Genomic DNA, 15380 nt, shown 5'->3' with positions numbered 1-15380 from the left:
CCACCGGGAAAGGCGCCGCCCCACAAAAGAGATATTCCCTCGCGCGGAACGCGGGAGAGATCAGGCCTTACGCCGTCTTGATCCAGACGGCCTTCACGTTGAGGTACTCCTCGACGTGCTGCTTGCCGGACTCGCGGCCATAACCGCTCATCTTGTAGCCGCCGAACGGCACTGCGGGGTCCATTGCCTGGTAGCAATTCACCCACACCGAACCGGCGCGCAGGCGCTTCGCAACCGCATGGGCCTTGGTAACGTCGCGCGTCCACAGGCCGGAGCCGAGGCCGAACGTCGTGTTGTTGGCGCGCTTGACCAGCTCGTCCATGTCCTTGAACGCGATCGCGGAGATGACGGGACCGAAGATCTCCTCCTGCGCGATGCGCATGTTGTCCTGGACGCCGGCGAACACCGTCGGCGAGACGAAGAAGCCCTTCGACAGCGCACCTTCCGTGACGCGACCGCCGCCGGCGAGCGCACGCGCGCCTTCCTTCTGGCCGATGTCGAGATAGCCGGTGACGCGCTCGAGCTGCTGTTCGGAGACCAGCGGGCCGATCTGCACGTTGGGATCGAGACCGTTGCCGACCTGCAGCTTCTTGCCGAATTCGGCGACACGGCCGACGAATTCCTCGTAGATCGCCTGCTCGACGAACAGGCGCGTGCCGGCGCTGCAGATCTGGCCGGAATTGGCAAATACCGCCATCGCCGCACCGGGCACCGCCGCATCGAGATCGGCGTCAGCGAACACGATGTCCGGTGACTTGCCGCCGAGCTCGAGCGATACGCGCTTGAGGTTGCCCGCGGAGGCGCGGATGATCGACTGGCCCGTGACATGCGAGCCGGTGAAGGCAACCTTGTCGACGTCCGGATGCGAGGCGAGTGCCGCACCCGCGGTCTCGCCATAGCCGGGCACGACGTTGACGACGCCGGGCGGAATGCCGGCTTCCATCGCGAGCTCGGCGATGCGCAACGAGGTCAGCGGCGCCTCTTCGGCGGGCTTGAGCACCACGGTGCAGCCGGTCGCGATGGCCGGGCCGATCTTCCAGATCGTCGCGGTCAGCGGACCGTTCCAGGGAATGATGGCGCCGACGACGCCGATCGGCTCCTTCAGCGTGTAGGAGAAGATCTCGCCGGGCAGCGAGTTCTCGATGGTCTCGCCATGGATCGCGGTGGTCTGGCCGGCGTAATAGCGCAGCATGCCGACGGCGCGCAGGCGATAGGCGCGGGTGCGGCTGAGCGGCGCGCCCATATCGAGCGTGTCGAGCTGCGACAATTCGTCGAAATTCTTCTCGACGAGGTCGGCGAGCTTGAGCAGCAGGTTCTGCCGCTCGAACGGCTTGACCTTGCTCCAGGGTCCTTCGAAGGCGCGCCGGGCGGCGGCGACCGCGCGATCGATGTCTTCCTTGTCGCCCTCGGCGACGGTTGCGAGCAGTTCGCCGGTGGCAGGGTTGTGGGTCTCGAAGCGCTTGCCGGAAGCGGCATCCACCCACTTCCCGTCGATCAGCATCTGCTTGTAGGACCCGTTGGCGAACGGATGGCGCGTGATCGGAATAGCTTGCGACACAGCCATGGCTGCACTCCCTGGGTAGGTGATTGATTGGGTTCGATCTGGGTGGGATCGTTAGGTCAACCAGAATACAGCGGCGCCGGAAAGGCGTAAAGTCGGGGTGGAACGAAGCCCTGCCATGCCGACTTGTGCAGGGTCGCGCGAGTACCATCTTATACGCGCGATCAAGAGCCAGTCCGGGAGAAAGTCATGCCGCATCCTGTTATCGCCAAGGGCAATGTCGCCGTGATCACCGGGGGCGCATCCGGCATCGGTCTTGCCGCAGCCACGGCGTTTGCGCGCGCCGGGATGAAGGTGTGCATCGCCGATGTCGACGAGAACCGGCTGGCGGAAGCGGCAACAAAACTGTCATCGATCTCGGGCGCCGCAAATGTGATGACGTCGGTGGTCGACGTTAGCCGCGCCGAGAACCTCACGGAACTCGAACGCGCCGTGAGCGCGCATTTCGGCGGCACCGACCTGCTGATGAACAATGCCGGCATCCAGCCGGGCAGCACGTTGTTTGGCGATCCCGACAATTGGCAGCGCATCATCGGCGTCAACATGTGGGGCGTCATCAACGGCGCGCGCATCTTCGCACCCGCCATGATCGCGCGCGGCAGGGCCGGCCTGATCATCAACACCGGCTCCAAGCAAGGCATCACCACCCCGCCCGGCGATCCCGCCTACAACGTCTCCAAGGCCGGCGTGACGGCGTTTACGGAGGCGCTGCAGCACGAGTTGCGCAACACGAAAGACTGTCACGTCACCGCGCATCTCTTGATCCCCGGCTTCGTCTTCACGGGGCTCACCGCCAAGGGCCGCACCGAAAAGCCGGCCGGCGCATGGACGCCGGAGCAGACCGTGGACTTCATGATCGCGCGGCTCGAGGCCGGCGATTTCTACATCCTCTGCCCTGACAACGACGTGCCGCGCGCGCTCGACGAGAAGCGCATGCTGTGGGCAGCCGGCGACATCGTCGAGAACCGCCCGCCGCTGTCGCGCTGGCACCCGGATTACGCGGATGCGTTCGCGACATTCGTGAAGGAAAGCTAGGCGAAACGCCTACAGCGTCTCTTGCTTGTGCCCGCAATTCTTGCAGGCGAATTTGACGCGGCTCTGGCCTTTTTCCGCCTGAACCCGGTTTGGCGCGCCGCACTTGCCGCAGACGGCCTCGATACGGGTCGAGCCCTGCTTCACGACGATGGTCTTCTTTTCCATCGATTCGCGGATCAGGCGCTCAGCCTCTTCACGCAGGGATTGTTTCGACAAAGCTCGTCTCCGCCACTGAAAGCGCGAGAGCCATATCGCACTTGCGTTCGAATCTCAATCGGCAATGCGTGATCAGACCTCGACAATCACATAGGAGTCTTCGACATGCACCGGAAACGTCTCGGCGACATAGGGCCCCTTCTGCAATTCGTCGCCGCGTTCCACCGCAACCGGGTATGACCTGATCTTGAACCGTTTCGGATCGAACCAGGACTGCCCGTTGCGCATGTCGAACTCCCAGCCGTGCCAGGGGCAGCGCAGCATCTCGCCGACACGCGAGCGCTCGTAGACGCCTGGCTCGGGCGAAGTCAGCCGTGCCACGCAGGCCGCCTTCTCAAGCGGCGCGCCTTCGTGCGGGCACCGGTTCAGCAGCGCGAAGAACTCGCCATTGACGTGGAACACGACAATATCACGGCCGGCGACATCGACGACCTTGTTGCCGCCGGACGGGATCTCGCTGGTTCGCGCGACGATGTGACGGGCCATGGGATTCAGAACTTGTAGACCGCGCGGGCATTGGTACTGAAGATCTTCTTCCGCTCGGCCTCGGTGAGTGGCGTCTTGAAGGCGAAGCGCGGGTCGTCGAAATCCCAGTGCGGATAGTCTGACGAGAACAGCAGCCGGTCGATGCCGACCCATTCGATCAGCGACCGCAGATGCCGCGCCTCGTCGGGCTCGTCGATCGGCTGTGTCGTGAACCAGAAATGCTCGCGGACATATTCCGATGGCTTGCGCTTGAGATGCGGCACCTCGCTACGGAAGCGCTCGAAGTGCTGGTCCATCCGCCACACCGCCGACGGAATCCAGCCGAAGCCGCCCTCGATGAAGACGATCTTCAATTTCGGGAAGCGCTCCGGCACTCCCTCGATGACGAGGCTCGCAAGCTGCGCCGCGATCGTGTGCGCGTTGGACTGGTGCTCCTCGACATAATAGGACGGCCAGCCGCCGCCGGTCGGCGCGTGGCCGCCATAGCCGCCGACATGGATGCCGAGCGGCAGATCGAGTTCCTGCGCGCGCTCGTAGATCGGCCAGTAGCGGCGGCGGCCGAGCGGCTCGTTGGCACGCGGCGAGACGTTGATCTGGATGTACTCGCCTGTCTTGGCGCAGCGATCTATCTCGGCAATGGCGAGGTCCACCCCGTCTTGCCCGACCAGAATCGAGGCCTTCAGGCGGGGATCGCGGTGCGACCAGAACGCCAGCTGCCAATCGTTGATGGCGCGCTGGATGGCGGCGCCGAACTCGAGGTTCTGCTGCGAGAAGATGAAGAGATCGAGCACCTGCAATATCCCGAACTCGACATCGAGCGGATCGAGATGCTGCTTCTGCATGAAGGCGAGATCGGAGCCGGGTACCCCGCCGGTCGGCGGCCAGGCATCGCGCCGCGCGATCAGCGGCGAGGAGCGTGGATAGGGCGTGGTGAAGAGATAGGGTGTGCGCAGATGGCTGCCGTATTCCCTCAAGTGCTCCTGCCAGCGTTTCGGCAGGAACTCGTTGAGATCGTCCGTCGATCTCAGGCTCGGATGCACGTCGCAATCGACGATGCGCAGCCTTGATGCCGCGGGCTTCTCGTCGTCACGCAGCGGACGGTCGATGACTTCACTCATGCAGACCTCCAAAACTAGTTAGCGAGCGACAACCGTGAAAACGTCTCCAGCGGATTGTCGACGCACATTTTCTCGATGATGCTCTTCGGCAAATGCGGCGGGATCGGATCGTCGCCATCGAACTGCCAGTGCGGATAGTCGGACGCGAACAGGAACATCTTGTCGGAGCCGATCTGGTCGATGATCTCCTCGACGCTTTTGGCATCGCCGGGCGCATCGAACGGCTGCATGGTGACACGGAAATTATCGCGGACAATCGATGCCGGCTCGCGCTCGACCCAGGGCACCTCGACGCGCACGCCGCGCCAGGTCTTGTTGGCGCGCCACATGAAGGCCGGCAGCCAGCTCACGCCTGACTCCATCAGCACGACCTTGAGATTAGGGAATTTGCCGAACACGCCCTCGTAGATCAGGCTGAGAATCTGCGCCTGAAATGCCTGCGCTTCGACAAAGTAATATTCGTAGCGATGCGACGGCCAGCCGGCCGAGCTCGGTGCCTGCCTATATTGCGTGCCGGCATGGATCGCCAGCGGCAGCTCGTATTTTTCGGCGAGCTGATAGACCGGCCAGAAGTGACGCCGCCCCAGCAGGGTCTCACCCTGCGCCAGCACCAGGATGGAGACGAACCTGACGTCGCCGGCGCGGCGCTCGATTTCCTCGATCGCGAGATCGGGCGCCTGCATCGGCACAACGATGGATGCGCGCAGGCGCGGATCGCGCGACAGCCACTCGGCCGCGATCCAGTCATTGATCGCCTTGCAAAAATCTGCGGCCATGTAGGCATCGAAAACGGCCTGGGCGCCATAGAGCACGTTGAGGATTGCGTGGCTGGCGCCCAGTTGGTCGAAGGCGCCCTTCTGCACCATGGCAAGGTCGGAGCCCGGCTTGGTGCCATTGGCCGGCCGCCAGTCGGCGCGGCCTGAAAGCGGCATGCTCGGTGGATAGGAGGTGAGATCGAGGCCGTCGATCGCGCGGCTCACCACCTGCTCTTTCCAGTGATCGCTGAGATAAGGCAACAGCGTCGTGCGCGTGCCACCAACCGCCGGGTGGATGTCGCAGTCGATCCGCGTCACCGCCATGGATGCTTCCTCGGGCAATGTTTATTGGCGGCGTTCTCTGCAACCGCTCGCGCAGAGTGCGCCGCCCTGTGACGACGCGCAAGGGCAATGGCCTGCGTGATCCGTCATGGCTCGGTTGCATTTCGCGGTCGCGATATCGTTCAGGCGGCCATCCCGCGATAGAGCGGAAGCGCGTGGCAGCGATGATCAGCGTTTCGCGCGCCGGTTGCAGGGTAAAGGATATCTTTCGGCTGCTGTTCCACATGACCGGAAATGCGCGAGAGTGGCGGACGATCCGACATCCGCCGCCCCGCTCCGACAGGGTCTCCGCTCAAGCCGCCTTGGAGACCTCCATCAGCAACCGCTCGGCCTTGGCGTCTTCGATACGATTCATCAGGCGGCCGCTCTCGTGGTTGTCGCGCACGGTCTTGGTCAGAGTGACGCAGGTCTGGATCAGCATCACGATGCCCATGGTGAGATAGCCCTTCATCCACAGATCGATCGGCAGGAAAAAGACGCCGAGGGCGACGAGGAAGGCGGAAGCCGCGAAGGACGCGTAAGTGAAGGTCACCCAGGCGCTGCTGTGGGGCTGGCCGTTCTGGTTCATGATGCTCTCCTGTTGATTCGAATGATGACGGGGTTTGAGATCAGGCCGTCGGTGCGCGCTTGGACTTCAACCGCGCCAGCACGTCGTCCGCGGTCGTCTTGAGCCGGGGGCCGAAGCCCTGCTCGGCGAGTTTCTCGGCAGTGGCAAGCGGACCGCTGGCCGCATCGAGTTCGACCAGCGCATCGTCAGCCGCCTGGGCTTCCATCTGGCGGTCGCGCAGGCGCCGCAAGGTGCTCTCCGCCTCCGGCAGCGTGGATTCGTAAGGACGGGTCGCCTCGATGCCGCTACGGCGAAGCGAGCGCACCGCCTCCGAGGCCCGGGCGACACGGCGGCCGCGATCGAGTTCGGTGATACGCGCCTGCGCGTTCGCGACATGCCGCTTCAGTCGGGCAATCTCGGTCGCGAACAGCGCCCGCGCCGTTAGCGCCGCATCGCGATCAGCCTCGAGGCCAGCAATGGATTCAGCGGCCTCCTTGGCGAGATCTTCGCGTCCACCGTCGAGCGCCGCAACCGCGCGGGTCTCGAGATCGGCGATGCGGGCGATGGTCGCCTCCAGCTTGCGGCTTTCCTGCTGATCCTGCGCAATCGCCAGCGCCAGCGCCCGCTTGCTGCGCTCGACGGCTGCGGCCGCATCGCGCATCTGTTGATCGAGGATCAGAAGGGCCGTTCGGTCTTCCAGCTCCTCGCCCGCGGCGGCCACGCTGCCGCGGAAAAGTGTGATGACGGTCTTGAACATTGGCTGCTCCCTGTTATGAGCGTTGCTCACGGGTGTTGTAGCACATCTTGAGCATCGCTCAAGATTTATTTGAGCAACGCTCATAATTTTGGTAAGCTAATGACTAAAGCCTTGGAACGTCGAGAGAAACTTCGTGCGGACCTGATCCTGGCGGCGGAGCGGATGATCGCGACTCGCGGATTGACGGGCCTGAAAACCCGCGATCTCGCCCGCGAGATCGGCTGCGCCAATGGCGCGGTCTACAATCTCGTTGCGGACGTCGACGAGCTGATCCTGCGCGTCGGCTCGCGCACGCTGCATCGACTGGACGACGCGCTCACCGCCGCTGAAAGCGCCGGCGAGCCCGCGCCGCAGGAGAGGCTGGTCCGCATCGCGATTGCCTATTGCGATTTCGCCGCGGAAAATCTCGAGCTCTGGCGCGCTCTGTTCGAACACCGCATGGAAGCCGACAAGATCGTTCCCGATTGGTCGATCGAGGACCAGATGCAGCTGTTCAGGCACATCTATGTGCCGCTCGCAGCTCTGTTTCCAAAACGCAGCCCAGAAGAGCTCGGCATCACTGCGCGCAGCCTGTTCTCGGCGGTGCATGGCATGGTGGCGCTGGGACTGGAGCAGAAGCTGGTCGCCGTGCCGCTGCCTGCGCTGCGCAAGGAAATCGCAGGCCTCGTGCGCGCGATGATCGACGGATTGATCGCGCGCGCGTCGTAGAGGCCGAGAGCGCAGCTGACTAAAATTTCACCTGTCACATCGTGACCGGCGCGCTTAGCTTCGCCGCGTTCCGTCCTCTCCCCCCTCCTCCGGAGTTCCCATGTCCCTCCTCATCCGCGGCGGCACCGTCGTCAATCATGATCATTCGCGCCGCGCGGACGTTCTGATCGAGGGCGACAGCATCGTCGCGGTCGGCGCCTCGATCGCAGCGCCCACGGGCACGGAAATCCTCGACGCCGGCGGCGCCTACATCCTTCCTGGCGGCATCGATCCGCACACCCATCTCGAAATGCCGTTCATGGGCACCGTCACCGCCGACGATTTCGAATCCGGCACCAAGGCGGCATTGACCGGCGGCACCACGATGGTGGTGGATTTCTGCCTGCCCGATCCCGGCCAGTCGATGCTCGCGGCCTATCAGGAATGGCGCCACAAATCCGAGAAGGCGGCAACCGACTACGGCTTCCACATGGCGGTGACCTCGTGGTCGAAGCAGATCTATGACGAGATGGAGACCGTGGTCAAAACCTACGGCATCAACACCTTCAAGCACTTCATGGCCTACAAGGGCGCGCTGATGGTGAATGACGACGAGCTCTACAACTCGTTCGCTCGCTGCGCCCATCTCGGCGCGATGCCGGTCGTGCACGCGGAAAATGGCGACGTCGTCGCCTTGATGCAGGAGGCGCTGATCGCACGCGGCGTCACCGGCCCCGAGGGCCACGCCTATTCACGGCCGCCGGAGGTCGAGGGCGAAGCCACCAACCGCGCCATCATGATCGCCGACATGACCGGCACGCCGGTCTACATCGTGCACACCAGCTGCCGCCAGGCGCATGAGGCGATCGCCCGTGCCCGCGCCGCCGGAAAGCGTGTCTATGGCGAGCCGCTGATCCAGCATCTGCTGCTCGATGAGCGTGAATACCAGAACAAGGACTGGGATCATTCCGCGCAACGCGTGATGTCACCGCCATTTCGCGACAGGTCGCATCAGGACAGTCTATGGGCCGGCCTCCAGTCCGGCTCGCTGCAAGTGGTCGCGACCGACCACTGCGCCTTCACCACGGAGCAGAAGCGGTTCGGCCTCGGCGATTTCAGGAAGATCCCGAACGGCACCGGCGGCCTCGAGGATCGCCTGGCGCTGCTATGGACCGCCGGCGTTGCCACGGGTCGGTTGACGAAAGAGGAATTCGTCGCCGTGACCTCGGCAAACATCGCCCGCATCCTCAACATCTTTCCGCGCAAGGGTGCGGTCGCCGTCGGCTCGGATGCCGATCTCGTGGTGTGGGATCCGAAGGCAACCAGGACCATCAGCGCAAAGCGCCAGATGAGCCGGATCGACTACAACGTGTTCGAAGGCTTCGCCTGCACCGGCGGCGCGGCCGCGACGCTGTCACGCGGTCGTATCGTGTGGAAGGACGGCGATCTGCGTGCCGAGGCGGGCGACGGGCACTATGTCGAGCGTCCGGCTTTCCCGCCAGTGCATGTCGCCAATTCGACGTGGAAAGAGCTCACCGCCCCGCGTGCAGTGGCACGCGGAGCGGTCACGCCCTGACGTTCAGGCAGCCGGTCGAGCACCGGCAGCAGTTCGGACGGTCTAGATCGCAAACACCCAGGCGGCGACGATGGTGCCGATGGTGACGAGACCAGCGATGGTCCAGCCGGCGGCGTATTCCAGCTCAGGATGGCCGGTCGCCCGCATGATCTCTGCCGGATCGGCGGTATGCTTCTCTGCCATGACAGCCTCGCACGTTGTTCCCCGTGTCATGGATAAGTCGCACCAGCCGCGATTAGGTTCCATCACGGACGGGCGAGATAGCAAAAAAGTCGAAAACAACCCCATGCAAAGTAGAACGACTGTACCGGGATAAGCCGCGGTCGCGCTGCGCAACCGTTTGACCCGTCGAGCCAAAACCGCCGCACCGCGCAAATCCCCCCGCGCGCTTCATCTTGCGCCGCAAAATCGGATCGCATGCTAGAGTGGAAGCGCGTCCAGGGCAGGAGAGAAACATGGCCGACGACAAGACCAAGCGGGGCGGAGCGGACCGCAAGTTGATTGCGCTCACCGAGAAGTACGAAGTCGCCTACTGGTCGAAGAAATTCAAGGTCACGCCGGCAAAGCTGAAATATGCCGTCAAGAAAGTCGGCCACTCCGCCAGGAAGGTCGAAGACTACATCAAGCTGCAAAAACACCGCGCCGCCGACAAGAGCCGGATCGCGCTGAGCGAAGCCTATGAAGTCCGTTACTGGTCGAAGAAGTTCAAGATCACGCCGGCGAAGCTGAAGGCCGCCGTCGCCGCCGCCGGCCATTCCTCCAAGAAGGTCGAGGCGTATCTGACCGCCCAGAAGGCGGCGAAGAGGAAGGCCGCCAAGAAGAGCGCGAAGAAGACGACCAAGCGGAAGAAAGCCGGCTAGGGCTTCCGGCACCTCTCATCCAGCCGGACACATCAGCCGGCGTGCATTCGCGCGCTCGGCGACGCGCGGATATCGCGTGGTCCTGCGAAATTCCGGTTGGCCCGACGAACGACAAAGCTCCTAGAGCACCACGACTTTCGTGTGCAGGGGCACCCTCCCGTAGAGATCGATGACGTCCTGATTCATCATGCGGATGCAACCGGACGAGACCGCCTTGCCGATCGACTCCGGCTCGGTCGTGCCGTGGATGCGATAGCGGGTATCTTGTCCACCCCTGAACAGATAGAGCGCACGCGCGCCCAGCGGGTTGCTCTCTCCGCCATCCATGCCGCGCGCCCATCTGGCATAGCGCTTCGGCTCGCGTGCGATCATGGCCTCGGTCGGCGTCCAATGCGGCCACTCCCGCTTGAGCTGGATGTTCGCCGTGCCGGTGAATTCCAGGCCGGCGCGACCGACCCCGACCCCGTAGCGGATCGCCTTGCCACCCTTCTCGACGAGATAGAGAAAGCGATTGTGCGGATCGACTACGATGGTCCCCGGAGGCTCCGTCGTGCGGTAATCGACGACTTGGCGCAGAAAGCGCGGATCGACCACCGATAGGTCGATCGCATCGACCCTGAACTTCTCCGACGGTATCGCCGCGTAGCGTGCCGTTCCGGCCGTTTGGCGTTGGTCAAGGCCCGCAGCGTCGGTTGTCACGCAACCCGCCACGGTCATGGGAAGTGTGACCGCCAGGAACAGCGTCCTGGCGGCTTTCTGAAGATGAGCGAGCATGAGCTGGTATTCCCGAATTTGGAAGCCGATCAACCGGCCTTCTGACCGGCCTGCCTGGCGCGGGCGTCGGCCGCGACGCGCTGGAAGCCTTCGTAGGTGAGCGCCTGGTTGACCTTGTAGGGCCCGACGAGAAAGCCCGGCGTGCCCTGGAAGCCGACAGCATCGGCGATCGCCAGGTTTCGCTTGAGCAGACCGGTGATGGCCGCATCATTTGCCTTGATGTCGGCATCGAGGCGGTTCATGTCGACGCCCGACTTGCGCACGGCGTCGATCATCTGCTGTTGCGAGATCCCGTAGCCGGGAACGCTCATCAAGGCGTGATGCGCCGCGAGATATTTGTCTTGGTATCTGGCCCCGAGCGCGAGCTTGGCGCCGACGATCGAGGTTGGGGTCAAGACCGGCCAATCCTTGTAGACGAGCTTTATCTTTCCATCGGCCTTCACCAGACGCTCGAGATGAACGGCGGCATCCTTGCAGAACGGACAATTGTAGTCGAAGAAGTCCACGATCGTGAGATCTCCGTCCGGATTGCCCGCGGTCGGGGCTTCGGGATCAGCAAGAATCATCTCGCTCGTGATTTCATTCTCGGCGCTGTGCGCGAGGGTCTCGGTGAGCAGCAGCGCGGCGGCTCCGGCAAGGCGCAGGAAGGTCGAGCGAGAGACTGCTTTGTTCATGTGTTGCTCCAGGGGATGTTTGCTTTAGCCGCGCTCGGCTACGGCGATCTTGTCCAGCAAATCGTGCACGGCGGTCGTGCCGATCATTCTGGTGCCGTCGACTTCCCGGCCCATGGTATTGAGAAAGACCAGCGTTGGAGGACCAACCACCGCGAACCGCTCCATGAGCTTCTTGCTCGCAAGGTCGTATCGGGTCATGTCGGCCCGGATCAGACGCAACGCGCTCAGCCGCCGGCGGACTGCCTCATCCGCGAAGACGGTGCGCTCCATCAACCGGCACTCAGTGCACCACTCGGCCGAAAAGTCGATCAGGACCGGGCGCCCCTCAGCACCGGCGGCCGCGATCGCCGCGTCGAGATCACCCTCATTGGTTACCGTCTGAAAGCCGTCGGCTTCGAGGCCAGGCGCAGCGATCGGCAGCGTCACACCCGCCCAGGCGAATGGTTGCAGAGGCGCATACCAGCCGGTGATGCCGCCAATGGCCACAAGCCCACCATAGATCGCAAGCGCACCGGCCGCCATCGCGGACGCCACGCGTCCCCAATGCCGCGCCGACCGCGCCCGGCCGGGTTCCGGCCAACCGAGCCAAAGTGCGATGCCGACAGCAAACGCGCCCCACGCGAATGCGATCGAGGGCAGCGGCAGGATCCGCGACATCATCCAGATTGCGACGCCGATGAAGACGATGCCGAACGCCTGCTTGACACGGACCAGCCACGGCCCGGACTTCGGCAGAGCCGTCGCCCCGAACGTTCCAAACGCCAGCAGCGGCAGGCCCATACCCAGGCCGAGCGAGAACAGTGCCGCCGAGCCGCGCGTCGCGTTTCCGGTCTGCGCAATATAGACCAATGCCGCGGCCAGTGGCGGCGTCACGCAGGGACCGACGATCAGGGCGGAGGTGAAACCGAGCAGCGCGGCCCCACCGATCGATCCTGCGCGGCCCGCTCCGAACGTCAGCCGCGCGCTCCATGCGTGCGGCACCTGCAACTCGTAGAATCCGAACATCGAGAGGGCCAACACGACGAACATGAGACTCGTCAGGCCGACAGCGACCGGTGTCTGCAGGGTCGCCTGAAGGTTGCCGCCGAACCAGGCGGCGAAAATCCCGAGCACCCCATAGGCGCCTGCCATCGCGAGCACATAGGTCGTGGACAGCAGGAAGCCCCGCCCCGGCGATAGCTTCTCCGCCGAGCGCGTCAGCATGCCCGACAAAATCGGCACCATGGGAAGAACGCACGGCGTGAAGGCGAGCAGCACTCCGAAACCGAGAAAGGCGAACAAGGTCGAAAAGAGGCTGCCGCCAAGATCAGGTGTCGTCGCACCGCCAGGCGAAAATTCACCCGGAACCGCAGGACCCGGCTCCTCGGCCGCCGAGTGCATCCCGTCCTCTCGGGCGTCGGCATCGCGAACGATCAACGTTGCGAGGTCGATCACCTTGGTGATCGGCGGATAGCAGATCGTGTTCTTGCCGCAGCCCTGATAGGTGACGCGAAGCTCGCCGGTTTCGGGCAAGGCATCGATGAGGGCGGTGGCCTCGTGGTGGTAGACCTCGGTCGATCCGAAGGTTGGATCGTCCTTGGTCTCGCCGCGTGTCGTCGCGACCTTGAGCGGCTTGCCACCGAGGCTCGCCGCGATCCGGTCGCGATAAAGATAGTATCCCGGCTCGATCGACCAGAGGAGTTCCACGCCTTCCTCTTCGCCCTGCGTGACGTCGAATCTGAAGGCCTCGTCGGGTGGCTTCGGACCCGCCGCGGCCGCGCCGAGCCAAAAGGCCTGAAGAAGAAAGGTAACAAACCAGATCGTCCGCACGTAAGACATGGAAAGCCTCGCCTGATTGCGGCCGCCGATCTGGGGAGCGCACCTTAAGCCAGCCTTAAGGCTGCAGGGCGACGGGCTCGAAGTCAGAGGCAAAGCCATGCGCATTCTCGTCGTCGAAGACGATCCTGTCCTGTCCGACGGTTTGCGGGTCGGGCTCGGCATGTTCGGCGCTACGCTCGACGTGGTGGAGAGCTGCGCGGACGGACGCGCGGCGCTGGCAAGCAGCGAGTTCGATGCTCTCGTTCTCGACCTGATGCTCCCGGACGGGTCTGGGCTCGATCTGCTCGCCGACATGCGGGCGGCCGGCGACCGCACGCCGGTGCTTCTGTTGACCGCGCTCGACGAAATCGCCGATCGCGTCAAGGGCCTCGACGCGGGCGCAGACGACTATCTCGGCAAGCCGTTCGACCTGGATGAGCTGGGCGCGCGGCTGCGCGCCATCGGTCGGCGTCAAAATGGGCGGGCCTCGCCGCTGTTGTCCTGCAACGGCATCGTGCTCGATCCCGCCACCATGTCGGCGACCGCGCACGGCGAGAAGGTCAGCCTGTCGCGGCGCGAGTTCGCCGTACTGCAGGCGCTGATGGAGCGGCCAGGCGTGCTGCGCTCCAAGGACGCGCTGGAGGCTCGCCTCTACGGCTGGCAAGAGGAGATCGAGAGCAATGCGGTCGAGGTCCACATCCACAAGCTGCGCGCCAAGCTCGGACGGCAGGCGATCGAGACCGTGCGCGGCATCGGCTATCGCATCCGGGTGAGCGCATAATGATGTCGCTGCGAACGAGACTCTTTCTGATCCTGGTCGCGGCTACAGGCGTGATCTGGCTGTTCGCCATCGGCTGGATCTATGTCGGCACGAAACACGAGGTTGAAGGCGTGCTCGACGCCCGGCTCCAGGAAGCCGCGCGCATGGTGGCTTCGCTCGTTCCGACCAAGGGCGTCGCGACCCCTGAGGCAAGCCACGATGCGCTTCCCGGAATACCGATCTACGAGCGCCAGCTTTCCTGCCAGATTTGGTCGCTCGACGGCCGCCTGGTCGCGCGGTCGAGCGGGGCGCCGCGCTCGCGGCTCAGCGATACCGAAGGCGGCTTCTCCGAACGCGACATCGACGGCGAGAGCTGGCGCGTTTTCACCGTCGAGGATGCCGACAAGGGCATCCGCGTGCTGGTCGGCGACCGCCTCGGCATTCGCGAGCATCTGGTCGCAGGCATCGTCAAGGGGCTGCTCACTCCGACGCTGCTGATCGTTCCACTGCTCGGTTTCCTGATCTGGTCCAGCCTCACCAGCGGCTTGCGTCCGCTCCGCGCGCTTGCGCGCGAGCTTCAGACCCGCAACGCGGATGACATGAGCCCGGTGCAGGGGGACCAGGCCTCGGCAGAGATCCTGCCGATGACGGCCGCCATCAACGCGCTTTTCGAGAAGGTCGAGAGCGCACGACGGCATGAGCGGGAGATCACGGCGTTTGCCGCCCACGAACTGCGCACGCCGCTGGCAGGCCTGCGGACCCAGACGCAAGTCGCGATCGGCGCGAGAGACCCGGCGGCGCGCGAGCGGGCGCTGCGGCAGATCCTGGTCGCGGTCGACCGCACCACGCGCCTCGTCCGGCAATTGCTGGCGATGGCGAATCTCGACGCCTCCCACGACGCGCTACCAGACGCCGCCGTCAATCTCGGCGCCGCCATCGACGAGATCGTCGACGCCGTCCCGGGCCATGATCGCATCCGCGTGGAGATCGAACCGGCGTTGAGCAGGACGACGGTGACGGCGAACGCCGCGTTGCTCGTGCTCGCGCTACGCAATCTGCACGAGAACGCGGTTGAACACACCTCCGACTCCGGCCTCGTGCGCTGGCGCGTCGACAGCAACGCCGACGCCATCGTGATCGCCGTCGAGGACGAAGGCCCCGGCATCCCGCCGGACGAATTGCAACTGGTCACACGCCGCTTCTTCCGCGGCCGGCTCAAGCGCCCCAGCGGCAGTGGGCTGGGGCTGTCAATCGTCGAGCTCGCGCTGCGCGCCAACGGCGCCCGGCTCAACCTCGTCAACCGCGGTGACCGCAGCGGACTGCGCGCCGAGATCGTCTGGCCGTTGCCTTCGGACAAGACGCCCGCCCGGGCTCCGCGATCCGCCGCGGTCCTTCGTTTTGCGACAAAGACATCGTGAGACTGGAGCTCGCACAT

17 protein-coding genes are annotated in these 15380 nt (G+C 64.4%); 6 read left to right on the top strand and 11 right to left on the bottom strand.

What is annotated here, in order from left to right:
- Nucleotides 1–67: 67 nt before the first annotated feature.
- The gene (locus tag QY049_RS09355) at nucleotides 68–1564 is read right to left on the bottom strand and encodes an aldehyde dehydrogenase family protein (protein ID WP_258763881.1); all 1497 of its coding nucleotides are present in this window, start codon (nucleotides 1562–1564) and stop codon (nucleotides 68–70) included.
- Nucleotides 1565–1750: 186 nt separating this feature from the next.
- Here QY049_RS09355 and QY049_RS09350 point away from each other — a divergent pair, with 186 nt between their 5' ends.
- On the top strand, nucleotides 1751–2596 hold the full coding sequence (locus tag QY049_RS09350) for an SDR family NAD(P)-dependent oxidoreductase (protein WP_258763882.1): 846 nt from the start codon (nucleotides 1751–1753) through the stop codon (nucleotides 2594–2596).
- 9 nt (nucleotides 2597–2605) lie between these two features.
- Here QY049_RS09350 and QY049_RS09345 read toward each other — a convergent pair whose 3' ends face one another.
- From QY049_RS09345 to QY049_RS09320, 6 genes are all read right to left on the bottom strand, one after another.
- On the bottom strand, nucleotides 2606–2812 hold the full coding sequence (locus QY049_RS09345; RefSeq protein WP_212327255.1) for a hypothetical protein: 207 nt from the start codon (nucleotides 2810–2812) through the stop codon (nucleotides 2606–2608).
- Between the two features lie 72 nt (nucleotides 2813–2884).
- Nucleotides 2885–3298, bottom strand: a complete 414-nt coding sequence (locus QY049_RS09340; RefSeq protein ID WP_258763883.1) for a Rieske (2Fe-2S) protein — start codon at nucleotides 3296–3298, stop codon at nucleotides 2885–2887.
- Nucleotides 3299–3303: 5 nt separating this feature from the next.
- Nucleotides 3304–4416: an amidohydrolase family protein gene (locus tag QY049_RS09335; protein ID WP_301269285.1), complete on the bottom strand. Its 1113-nt coding sequence runs from the start codon at nucleotides 4414–4416 to the stop codon at nucleotides 3304–3306.
- Nucleotides 4417–4430: 14 nt separating this feature from the next.
- The gene (locus tag QY049_RS09330; RefSeq protein WP_301269284.1) at nucleotides 4431–5495 is read right to left on the bottom strand and encodes an amidohydrolase family protein; all 1065 of its coding nucleotides are present in this window, start codon (nucleotides 5493–5495) and stop codon (nucleotides 4431–4433) included.
- A gap of 310 nt (nucleotides 5496–5805) precedes the next feature.
- Nucleotides 5806–6081 (bottom strand): YiaA/YiaB family inner membrane protein, encoded by a 276-nt coding sequence (locus QY049_RS09325; protein WP_194477942.1) that lies wholly within the window; start codon nucleotides 6079–6081, stop codon nucleotides 5806–5808.
- A gap of 40 nt (nucleotides 6082–6121) precedes the next feature.
- The gene (locus QY049_RS09320; RefSeq protein WP_258763886.1) at nucleotides 6122–6817 is read right to left on the bottom strand and encodes a PspA/IM30 family protein; all 696 of its coding nucleotides are present in this window, start codon (nucleotides 6815–6817) and stop codon (nucleotides 6122–6124) included.
- 99 nt (nucleotides 6818–6916) lie between these two features.
- Here QY049_RS09320 and QY049_RS09315 point away from each other — a divergent pair, with 99 nt between their 5' ends.
- Both QY049_RS09315 and hydA read left to right on the top strand, forming a co-directional pair.
- On the top strand, nucleotides 6917–7525 hold the full coding sequence (locus QY049_RS09315) for a TetR/AcrR family transcriptional regulator (RefSeq protein ID WP_194477944.1): 609 nt from the start codon (nucleotides 6917–6919) through the stop codon (nucleotides 7523–7525).
- A 100-nt stretch (nucleotides 7526–7625) separates the two neighbouring features.
- Nucleotides 7626–9080 (top strand): dihydropyrimidinase, encoded by a 1455-nt coding sequence (gene hydA, locus QY049_RS09310; RefSeq protein ID WP_258763887.1) that lies wholly within the window; start codon nucleotides 7626–7628, stop codon nucleotides 9078–9080.
- Between the two features lie 42 nt (nucleotides 9081–9122).
- On the opposite strand, the gene QY049_RS09305 is transcribed toward hydA, so the two are convergent.
- Nucleotides 9123–9263: a hypothetical protein gene (locus QY049_RS09305; protein ID WP_007597071.1), complete on the bottom strand. Its 141-nt coding sequence runs from the start codon at nucleotides 9261–9263 to the stop codon at nucleotides 9123–9125.
- 272 nt (nucleotides 9264–9535) lie between these two features.
- Here QY049_RS09305 and QY049_RS09300 point away from each other — a divergent pair, with 272 nt between their 5' ends.
- Complete coding sequence (locus QY049_RS09300) at nucleotides 9536–9940, top strand: DUF3606 domain-containing protein (protein WP_258763888.1); 405 nt, start codon at nucleotides 9536–9538, stop codon at nucleotides 9938–9940.
- Between the two features lie 120 nt (nucleotides 9941–10060).
- Here the strand turns inward: QY049_RS09300 and QY049_RS09295 are convergent, their stop codons facing one another.
- From QY049_RS09295 to dsbD, 3 genes are read right to left on the bottom strand one after another with little or no spacing between them, the layout of a single operon-like run.
- Entirely contained in the window at nucleotides 10061–10714 is a 654-nt protein-coding gene (locus QY049_RS09295; RefSeq protein WP_258763889.1) for a L,D-transpeptidase, read from the bottom strand.
- 29 nt (nucleotides 10715–10743) lie between these two features.
- Complete coding sequence (locus QY049_RS09290; RefSeq protein WP_258763890.1) at nucleotides 10744–11388, bottom strand: DsbA family protein; 645 nt, start codon at nucleotides 11386–11388, stop codon at nucleotides 10744–10746.
- Between the two features lie 24 nt (nucleotides 11389–11412).
- Nucleotides 11413–13206 carry a protein-disulfide reductase DsbD gene (gene dsbD / locus QY049_RS09285; RefSeq protein ID WP_301269283.1) on the bottom strand — a complete coding sequence of 598 codons (1794 nt, stop codon included), beginning with the start codon at nucleotides 13204–13206 and terminating at the stop codon, nucleotides 11413–11415.
- 97 nt (nucleotides 13207–13303) lie between these two features.
- Here dsbD and QY049_RS09280 point away from each other — a divergent pair, with 97 nt between their 5' ends.
- Nucleotides 13304–13966, top strand: coding sequence for a response regulator transcription factor (locus tag QY049_RS09280; protein WP_194477950.1), 663 nt, complete (start codon nucleotides 13304–13306; stop codon nucleotides 13964–13966).
- Complete coding sequence (locus tag QY049_RS09275; RefSeq protein WP_258763892.1) at nucleotides 13966–15363, top strand: ATP-binding protein; 1398 nt, start codon at nucleotides 13966–13968, stop codon at nucleotides 15361–15363. Before QY049_RS09280 ends, QY049_RS09275 begins: the two co-directional genes overlap by 1 nt.
- The last annotated feature ends 17 nt before the right edge of the window (nucleotides 15364–15380 follow it).

The organism is Bradyrhizobium sp. WYCCWR 13022 (genome assembly GCF_030435535.1).
In the GTDB taxonomy this organism is placed as follows: Bacteria; Pseudomonadota; Alphaproteobacteria; order Rhizobiales; family Xanthobacteraceae; genus Bradyrhizobium.
This window is presented reverse-complemented; position numbering and strand designations above follow the sequence as displayed.

Coding starts and splice junctions, on each gene's coding strand:
- QY049_RS09320 (WP_258763886.1), bottom strand. CDS start 6,817: ATGTTCAAGACCGTCATCACACTTTTCCGCGGCAGCGTGGCCGCCGCG.
- hydA (WP_258763887.1), top strand. CDS start 7,626: ATGTCCCTCCTCATCCGCGGCGGCACCGTCGTCAATCATGATCATTCG.
- QY049_RS09350 (WP_258763882.1), top strand. CDS start 1,751: ATGCCGCATCCTGTTATCGCCAAGGGCAATGTCGCCGTGATCACCGGG.
- QY049_RS09290 (WP_258763890.1), bottom strand. CDS start 11,388: ATGAACAAAGCAGTCTCTCGCTCGACCTTCCTGCGCCTTGCCGGAGCC.
- QY049_RS09295 (WP_258763889.1), bottom strand. CDS start 10,714: ATGCTCGCTCATCTTCAGAAAGCCGCCAGGACGCTGTTCCTGGCGGTC.
- QY049_RS09355 (WP_258763881.1), bottom strand. CDS start 1,564: ATGGCTGTGTCGCAAGCTATTCCGATCACGCGCCATCCGTTCGCCAAC.
- dsbD (WP_301269283.1), bottom strand. CDS start 13,206: ATGTCTTACGTGCGGACGATCTGGTTTGTTACCTTTCTTCTTCAGGCC.
- QY049_RS09275 (WP_258763892.1), top strand. CDS start 13,966: ATGATGTCGCTGCGAACGAGACTCTTTCTGATCCTGGTCGCGGCTACA.
- QY049_RS09305 (WP_007597071.1), bottom strand. CDS start 9,263: ATGGCAGAGAAGCATACCGCCGATCCGGCAGAGATCATGCGGGCGACC.
- QY049_RS09315 (WP_194477944.1), top strand. CDS start 6,917: ATGACTAAAGCCTTGGAACGTCGAGAGAAACTTCGTGCGGACCTGATC.
- QY049_RS09280 (WP_194477950.1), top strand. CDS start 13,304: ATGCGCATTCTCGTCGTCGAAGACGATCCTGTCCTGTCCGACGGTTTG.
- QY049_RS09325 (WP_194477942.1), bottom strand. CDS start 6,081: ATGAACCAGAACGGCCAGCCCCACAGCAGCGCCTGGGTGACCTTCACT.
- QY049_RS09300 (WP_258763888.1), top strand. CDS start 9,536: ATGGCCGACGACAAGACCAAGCGGGGCGGAGCGGACCGCAAGTTGATT.
- QY049_RS09330 (WP_301269284.1), bottom strand. CDS start 5,495: ATGGCGGTGACGCGGATCGACTGCGACATCCACCCGGCGGTTGGTGGC.
- QY049_RS09335 (WP_301269285.1), bottom strand. CDS start 4,416: ATGAGTGAAGTCATCGACCGTCCGCTGCGTGACGACGAGAAGCCCGCG.
- QY049_RS09340 (WP_258763883.1), bottom strand. CDS start 3,298: ATGGCCCGTCACATCGTCGCGCGAACCAGCGAGATCCCGTCCGGCGGC.